This window comes from Pseudomonas sp. NPDC089734, from assembly GCF_044748865.1.
GTDB lineage: Bacteria > Pseudomonadota > Gammaproteobacteria > Pseudomonadales > Pseudomonadaceae > Aquipseudomonas.
Map to the genome: position 1 here is coordinate 1 of NZ_JBIVGV010000037.1, position 8941 is coordinate 8941.

Sequence of the window (8941 nt, forward strand, 5' to 3'; positions counted from 1 at the left end):
CCGAGTTCGTTCAGCAGGCACTGGAAACCTTTCGCTGGCACAACACCGCGACGGTTTCGCTGTCTTAGCCGAGGCTGATCTGCACTTCCACGCCGGCCGCAAGATCAAGCTTCATAAGAGCATCAACGGTTTTATCCGTTGGCTGGACGATGTCCAGTACGCGCTTATGAGTACGGATCTCGTACTGGTCACGCGCGTCTTTGTTGACGTGCGGGGAGACCAGAACGGTGAACCGCTCTTTACGGGTAGGCAGTGGAATTGGACCACGCACCTGAGCACCAGTACGTTTCGCGGTTTCCACGATTTCCTGGGTTGATTGGTCGATCAGGCGATGGTCAAAAGCCTTCAACCTGATACGGATTTGCTGATTTTGCATTGGATTTCAGACTCCAGATTGCTGTTCCCACCGAGCGCAATACGCCCGTTAAAAGGAGGCGCAATTCTATAGACGACCCAAGGGAGTGTCAACCCAATAAAAAAGCCCCCGCAATGCGGGGGCTCTTTATTGAATCAACGCTTAGGCGATGATTTTGGCTACGACGCCGGCGCCGACGGTACGACCGCCTTCACGGATAGCGAAACGCAGACCGTCTTCCATTGCGATTGGCTTGATCAGGGTAACGGAAACTTTCACGTTATCACCTGGCATAACCATTTCAACGCCTTCCGGCAGTTCGCAGCTACCAGTTACGTCGGTAGTACGGAAGTAGAACTGTGGACGGTAGCCTTTGAAGAATGGAGTGTGACGACCACCTTCTTCTTTGCTCAGAACGTAGATTTCAGCTTCGAACTGAGTGTGAGGCTTAACAGTACCTGGCTTGACCAGAACCTGACCACGCTCAACGTCGTCACGCTTGGTGCCACGCAGCAGAACGCCGCAGTTCTCGCCAGCACGACCTTCGTCCAGCAGCTTGCGGAACATCTCAACGCCAGTGCAAGTAGTCTTGGTAGTGTCACGCAGACCTACGATTTCTACTTCTTCCTGGATTTTGATGATGCCACGCTCAACACGACCAGTTACAACAGTACCGCGACCGGAGATCGAGAATACGTCTTCGATTGGCATCAGGAACGGCTTGTCGATAGCGCGCTCTGGCTCTGGGATGTAGGTGTCCAGAGTTTCGACCAGTTTACGAACGGCAGTGGTGCCCATTTCGTTGTCGTCTTGGCCGTTCAGAGCCATCAGAGCAGAACCGATGATGATCGGAGTGTCGTCGCCCGGGAAGTCGTAAGTGCTCAGCAGATCGCGCACTTCCATCTCAACCAGTTCCAGCAGCTCAGCGTCGTCAACCATGTCAGCCTTGTTCAGGAAGACAACGATGTACGGAACGCCAACCTGACGGGACAGCAGGATGTGCTCACGAGTTTGTGGCATCGGACCATCGGCAGCCGAGCAAACCAGGATCGCGCCGTCCATCTGGGCAGCACCAGTGATCATGTTTTTGACGTAGTCGGCGTGGCCTGGGCAGTCAACGTGCGCGTAGTGACGAACGTTCGAGTCGTACTCTACGTGAGCAGTGTTGATGGTGATACCACGAGCTTTTTCTTCTGGCGCGCTGTCGATCTTGTCGAAGTCAACACGAGCAGAACCGAAAACTTCGGAACAAACGCGAGTCAGAGCAGCGGTCAGAGTGGTTTTACCGTGGTCAACGTGACCGATGGTGCCAACGTTGACGTGCGGTTTGTTACGTTCAAATTTTTCTTTAGCCACGACAGTGAACTCCTAGCCTAAAGGGGCTGAATCAGCCTTGTTTTTTAACGATAGCTTCGACGACGTTCGACGGAGCTTCGGAGTATTTGGAGAATTCCATAGAGTAGCTCGCGCGACCCTGAGACATGGAACGAACATCGGTCGCATAACCGAACATTTCGCCCAACGGAACTTCGGCGCGGATAACCTTGCCGGAAACCGTATCTTCCATACCCTGGATCAGACCACGACGACGGTTCAGGTCACCCATCACGTCACCCATGTAGTCCTCAGGTGTTACAACTTCAACCTTCATGATCGGCTCAAGAACAACACCGCCACCTTTGGTAGCCAGTTGCTTGGTCGCCATGGAGGCTGCCACCTTGAACGCCATCTCGTTGGAGTCGACGTCGTGGTAAGAACCATCGAAAACGGTAGCCTTCAGGCCGATCAGCGGATAGCCGGCAACAACACCGTTCTTCATCTGCTCTTCGATACCCTTCTGATAGCCGGGATGTATTCCTTAGGAACCACACCACCCACTACTTCGTTCAGGAATTGCAGACCTTCCTGACCTTCGTCAGCAGGAGCAAAACGAATCCAGCAATGGCCAAACTGACCACGACCACCGGACTGACGAACGAACTTGCCTTCGATCTCACAAGCCTTCGTGATCTTCTCACGATAGGAAACTTGTGGTTTACCGATGTTGGCTTCGACGTTGAACTCACGGCGCATCCGGTCAACCAGGATGTCCAGGTGCAATTCGCCCATGCCAGAGATGATCGTTTGACCAGTCTCTTCATCAGTCTTGACGCGGAAAGACGGGTCTTCCTGAGCAAGCTTGCCCAGAGCGATACCCATTTTTTCCTGGTCATCCTTGGTCTTAGGCTCAACGGCAACCGAAATAACCGGCTCCGGGAAGTCCATACGAACAAGAATGATCGGCTTTTCAAGAGAGCACAAAGTATCACCAGTGGTGACGTCCTTCATGCCGATCAGGGCCGCGATGTCACCAGCGCGTACTTCCTTGATCTCTTCACGGGTGTTTGCGTGCATTTGCACCATACGACCCACACGCTCTTTCTTGCCTTTGACCGAGTTGATCACGCCGTCGCCGGAGCTCAACACGCCCGAGTAAACACGAGCAAAGGTCAGAGTACCCACGAATGGGTCGGTAGCGATCTTGAACGCCAGAGCCGAGAACGGCTCGTTGTCGTCTGCATGACGCTCCATTTCGACAGTCTCGTCATCCGGGTCAGTACCCTTGATGGCTGGAATGTCGGTCGGGGCCGGCAGGTAGTCGATAACGGCGTCGAGAACCAGGGGAACGCCCTTGTTCTTGAAGGAAGAACCGCAAACAGCAAGAACGATCTCACCAGCGATAGTACGCTGACGCAGAGCAGCCTTGATTTCCTCGACGGAGAGTTCTTCGCCCTCGAGGTATTTGTTCATCAGCTCTTCGCTGGCCTCGGCCGCAGCCTCAACCATGTTGCTGCGCCACTCTTCAGCCAGTTCCTGCAGCTCAGCAGGGATAGGCTCGCGACGAGCAGCCATACCTTTGTCGTCATCGTTCCAGTACACAGCTTCCATAGTCATCAGATCGATCTGACCCTGGAAGTTGTCTTCTGCACCGATTGCCAACTGGATAGGCACCGGAGTGTGACCCAGACGCTGCTTGATCTGACCGATCACGCGCAGGAAGTTCGCACCGGCACGGTCCATCTTGTTGACGTAGACAAGACGTGGAACGCCGTATTTGTTGGCCTGACGCCATACGGTTTCCGACTGAGGCTCAACGCCAGAAGTACCGCAGAAAACAACGACAGCACCGTCGAGTACACGCAGCGAACGCTCTACTTCAATAGTGAAGTCAACGTGGCCGGGGGTATCGATGATGTTGAAGCGATACTTGTCGAATTGCTTGGCAGAACCAGCCCAGAAGGCTGTGGTTGCAGCGGAAGTAATGGTAATACCCCGCTCCTGCTCTTGCACCATCCAGTCCATGGTCGCGGCGCCATCATGCACCTCGCCCATTTTGTGGTTTACGCCTGTGTAAAAAAGGACGCGCTCGGTGGTGGTGGTTTTACCAGCATCCACGTGAGCAACGATACCGATGTTACGGTAGCGGTTAATCGGAGTAGTACGAGCCATAAAGCCCTCGCAAAATTAGTGACGCCAGAATTAGAAGCGGTAGTGCGAGAAAGCTTTGTTAGCTTCAGCCATACGGTGCACGTCTTCACGCTTCTTAACTGCAGCACCTTTACCTTCGGCGGCGTCCAACAGTTCGCCAGCCAAACGCAGAGCCATAGACTTCTCGCCGCGCTTGCGCGCGAAGTCTACCAGCCAACGCATTGCCAATGCATTACGACGGGAAGGACGAACTTCAACCGGAACCTGGTAAGTAGCACCGCCTACACGGCGCGACTTTACTTCGACCAGCGGAGCGATGGCGTCGAGAGCTTTCTCGAAGATTTCCAGGGGGTCGCTGTTCTTACGTTCTTTAACCTTTTCAGCGCGCCATAAACGATACGCTCGGCAACGGCTTTCTTGCCGCTTTCCATCACGTGGTTCATGAACTTGGCCAGAATCTGGCTTCCGTATTTTGGATCGTCAAGCACTTCGCGCTTGGCTGCTACGCGTCTTCTTGGCATGGATAAGCCCTCAAACGGTCTTCAGGTTAGCTCGGAACCACCATTCGGTTAAGAATGCGCCCGACCTTACTCTTATCGACTCAGAAAAATAGAAATCTGCAATTTTTAACAGAAGCCAACTACTACTTAGGCTTCTTGGTACCGTATTTCGAGCGACCCTGGTTACGGCCTTTAACGCCGGAAGTATCCAGAGAACCACGAACGGTGTGATAACGAACACCTGGCAAGTCTTTTACACGACCGCCACGGATCAGTACCACGCTGTGCTCTTGCAGGTTGTGACCTTCACCACCGATGTACGAGGAAACCTCGAAACCGTTGGTCAGGCGCACACGGCAGACTTTACGCAATGCCGAGTTAGGTTTTTTCGGCGTGGTGGTATACACACGAGTGCACACACCGCGACGTTGCGGGCAGTTCTGCAGCGCAGGCACGTCGGATTTCTCGACGATACGCTTACGCGGCTGACGTACCAGCTGGTTGATAGTTGCCATCTACTAGCTCCACTGTTGTCTTGCGACGCTATTGTCTTGCAAGAAAAGCAAATGACAGGGCAGAAGCCCCGCCAAATTTAGGGGTACAAGAGTCTAAAGAGGATCCTGCACCCAGTCAAGACAAAGCCCCGACCTCTCCTCCCGGCGGACACAACAAAATGCTGCAGTCCGCCAGAAGAAAATGCCGAGGCTTTACTCTCAATTACCGCTGGAGTTCAACGCTTCAGTCAGAGCGGCTTCTACTTCGCTCGCACTGACACGCAACGGCTTGTCGATATCACGGCGACGCTTACGCTCGCTGTGATAGGCCAGACCGGTACCTGCCGGGATCAAACGACCCACGACAACGTTTTCCTTCAGACCACGCAGGTAATCCCGCTTGCCAGTCACAGCAGCTTCGGTCAGTACGCGGGTGGTTTCCTGGAAGGAAGCCGCGGAAATGAACGACTCTGTGGACAGAGAAGCCTTGGTGATACCCAGCAATACACGAGTGAACTTGGAGACAAACTTGTCTTCCGTGCTCAGACGTTCGTTCTCTACCAGAACGTGGGTCAGTTCCATCTGGTCGCCCTTGATGAAACTCGAATCGCCAGACTCGGCAATTTCAACTTTACGCAGCATCTGACGCAGGATGGTCTCGATGTGCTTGTCGTTGATCTTCACGCCTTGCAGACGATAAACGTCCTGAATCTCGTTGACGATGTACTTGGCCAGCGCGCTTACACCCAGCAGACGCAGGATGTCGTGCGGATCGCTCGGGCCGTCGGAGATAACTTCGCCGCGGTTGACCTGTTCGCCCTCGAAGACGTTCAGATGGCGCCACTTTGGAATCAGCTCTTCGTACGGATCGCTGCCATCGTTCGGTGTAATGACCAGACGGCGCTTGCCTTTGGTCTCTTTACCGAACGCGATGGTGCCGCTGACTTCAGCAAGAATCGACGCCTCTTTCGGACGACGAGCCTCGAACAGGTCGGCAACACGCGGCAGACCACCGGTGATGTCACGGGTTTTCGAGGTTTCTTGCGGAATACGAGCGATAACATCACCGATCGCAATCTGCGCACCGTCCGCCACACCGACCAGGGCGTTGGCTGGCAGGAAGTACTGAGCCGGTACGTCTGTACCCGGCAGCAGCAGATCCTTGCCATCCAGACCTACCATCTTCACGGCTGGACGAATGTCCTTACCGGCAGCTGGACGATCCTTGACGTCAAGTACTTCAATGTTGGTCATACCGGTCAATTCGTCTGTCTGACGCTTGATCGTGATGCCTTCTTCCATGCCCACGTAGGTCACGGTACCTTTCATTTCGGTAACGATCGGGTGGGTGTGCGGGTCCCACTTGGCAACGATCGAACCAGCGTCGACCTTCTCGCCTTCCTTCACCGAAATCACTGCACCGTAAGGCAGCTTGTAACGCTCACGCTCACGACCGAAGTCATCGGCAATGGCCAGCTCACCGGAACGCGATACTGCGACCAGATGACCATCCACTCGCTCAACGTGCTTCAGGTTGTGCAGGCGAACAGTACCGCCGTTCTTGACCTGAACGCTGTCTGCGGCCGAGGTCCGGCTTGCAGCACCACCGATGTGGAACGTACGCATGGTCAGCTGGGTACCCGGCTCACCGATCGACTGTGCAGCGATTACGCCGACAGCTTCACCGATGTTGACCAGGTGACCGCGAGCGAGGTCGCGACCGTAGCACTTGGCGCAGATACCGTAACGGGTTTCACAGCTGATTGGCGAACGCACGATCACTTCGTCGATGCTGTTCAGCTCAATGAACTCAACCCACTTCTCGTCTACCAGCGTACCAGCAGGCACGATGACATCTTCAGTGCCCGGCTTGAATACGTCACGGGCAATTACACGACCCAGAACGCGCTCACCCAGAGGCTCAACAACATCACCGCCTTCAATGTGCGGAGTCATCAGCAAGCCATGCTCGGTACCGCAGTCAACTTCGGTAACGACCAGATCCTGGGCAACGTCTACCAGACGACGAGTCAGGTAACCGGAGTTCGCGGTTTTCAACGCGGTATCCGCAAGACCTTTACGAGCACCGTGAGTCGAGATGAAGTACTGAAGTACGCTCAAGCCTTCACGGAAGTTCGCCGTAATCGGCGTCTCGATGATCGAGCCATCCGGCTTGGCCATCAGACCACGCATACCGGCCAGCTGACGAATCTGTGCTGCGGAACCCCGGGCACCGGAGTCAGCCATCATGTACATCGAGTTGAACGATTCCTGGTCAACGGTCTCACCGTGACGGTCGACAACCTTCTCTTTCGAGAGGTTCGACATCATGGCCTTGGAGACTTCATCGTTGGCCTTGGACCAAAGGTCGATCACCTTGTTGTACTTCTCGCCCTGGGTAACCAGGCCCGATGCGTATTGGCTTTCGATCTCTTTAACTTCTTCGGTAGCCGCGTCGATGATGCGAGCTTTTTCGTCCGGGATAACGAAGTCGTTAACACCGATCGAAACACCCGAAATGGTCGAATAGGCAAAACCGGTGTACATCAACTGGTCAGCGAAGATAACGGTCTCTTTCAGACCAACCACGCGGTAGCACTGGTTGATCAGCTTGGAGATCGCCTTCTTCTTCATCGGCTGGTTGACAACATCGTAGGACAGGCCGGCCGGAACCACCTGGAACAGCAACGCACGGCCAACGGTAGTGTCGACAATACGGGTGTTCTTGACGCTGCCGCCATCACGATCATTGACCGTTTCATGGATACGGACTTTCACCTTGGCGTGCAGGGCAGCTTCGCCGGCGCGGAATACGCGGTCGACTTCCTGCAGGTCTGCAAACACACGACCTTCGCCCTTGGCGTTGATCGCTTCACGGGTCATGTAGTACAGACCCAGTACAACGTCCTGCGAAGGAACGATGATCGGCTCACCGTTCGCTGGCGACAGAATGTTGTTGGTAGACATCATCAACGCACGCGCTTCCAGCTGGGCTTCCAGCGTCAGCGGTACGTGAACAGCCATCTGGTCACCGTCGAAGTCGGCGTTGTACGCAGCACAGACCAGAGGGTGGAGCTGAATGGCCTTACCTTCAATCAGAACCGGCTCAAACGCCTGGATACCCAGACGGTGAAGCGTCGGCGCACGGTTGAGGAGTACCGGGTGTTCGCGAATCACTTCAGCGAGAACGTCCCAGACTTCCGGCAGCTCGCGCTCGACCATCTTCTTGGCAGCTTTGATGGTTGTGGCCAGACCACGCATTTCCAGCTTGCCGAAAATGAACGGTTTGAACAGCTCGAGAGCCATCTTCTTCGGCAGACCGCACTGGTGCAGACGCAGGGTCGGACCAACGGTAATTACCGAACGACCGGAGTAGTCAACACGCTTACCGAGCAAGTTCTGACGGAAACGACCTTGTTTACCCTTGATCATGTCAGCCAGGGATTTCAGAGGACGCTTGTTGGAGCCGGTGATTGCGCGGCCACGACGACCGTTGTCGAGCAGGGCATCGACAGCTTCCTGCAACATACGCTTTTCGTTGCGCACGATGATGTCCGGAGCGGACAGATCGAGCAGACGCTTCAAGCGGTTGTTTCGGTTGATCACTCGACGATACAGATCGTTGAGGTCGGAAGTCGCGAAACGACCACCATCCAGCGGAACCAATGGACGCAGATCTGGCGGCAGAACCGGCAGAACGGTCAGGACCATCCACTCAGGCAGGTTGCCCGAACCTTGGAAGGCTTCCATCAGTTTCAGACGCTTGGACAGCTTCTTGATTTTGGTTTCGGAGTTGGTTTGCGGAATTTCTTCACGCAGACGGCCAATCTCGTGCTCCAGATCGATAGCGTGCAGCAGTTCACGGACAGCTTCAGCACCCATGCGGGCGTCGAAGTCATCACCGAACTCTTCCAGCGCTTCGAAATACTGCTCGTCGTTCAGCAGCTGACCTTTTTCAAGCGTGGTCATGCCTGGATCGATAACGACATAGCTCTCGAAATAGAGAACACGCTCGATATCACGCAGGGTCATGTCCATCAGCAGACCCGGACGCGGTCAAGCCACCGCCCAAACCGGTGGAAAAGCCGAAAGTCGAAAAGCCCAAACCGGTCAAGAAACCGGAG

At 54.8% G+C, this 8941-nt stretch carries 3 protein-coding genes and 3 pseudogenes; all 6 read right to left on the bottom strand.

Annotated elements, in window-relative coordinates; all coding sequences use genetic code 11:
• Positions 1-64: 64 nt before the first annotated feature.
• Positions 65-376, bottom strand: a complete 312-nt coding sequence (gene rpsJ / locus ACIPY9_RS24325; RefSeq protein ID WP_003186070.1) for a 30S ribosomal protein S10 — start codon at positions 374-376, stop codon at positions 65-67.
• Between the two features lie 141 nt (positions 377-517).
• The gene (tuf, locus tag ACIPY9_RS24330) at positions 518-1711 is read right to left on the bottom strand and encodes an elongation factor Tu (RefSeq protein WP_400707738.1); all 1194 of its coding nucleotides are present in this window, start codon (positions 1709-1711) and stop codon (positions 518-520) included.
• Positions 1712-1742: 31 nt separating this feature from the next.
• Positions 1743-3844 (bottom strand): annotated as a pseudogene (gene fusA, locus ACIPY9_RS24335) (elongation factor G).
• Between the two features lie 30 nt (positions 3845-3874).
• Positions 3875-4344, bottom strand: a pseudogene (gene rpsG / locus ACIPY9_RS24340) (30S ribosomal protein S7).
• Between the two features lie 122 nt (positions 4345-4466).
• On the bottom strand, positions 4467-4838 hold the full coding sequence (rpsL, locus tag ACIPY9_RS24345) for a 30S ribosomal protein S12 (RefSeq protein WP_002555494.1): 372 nt from the start codon (positions 4836-4838) through the stop codon (positions 4467-4469).
• 198 nt (positions 4839-5036) lie between these two features.
• Positions 5037-8870, bottom strand: a pseudogene (gene rpoC, locus ACIPY9_RS24350) (DNA-directed RNA polymerase subunit beta'); the annotation flags it as partial.
• Positions 8871-8941: the final 71 nt, after the last annotated feature.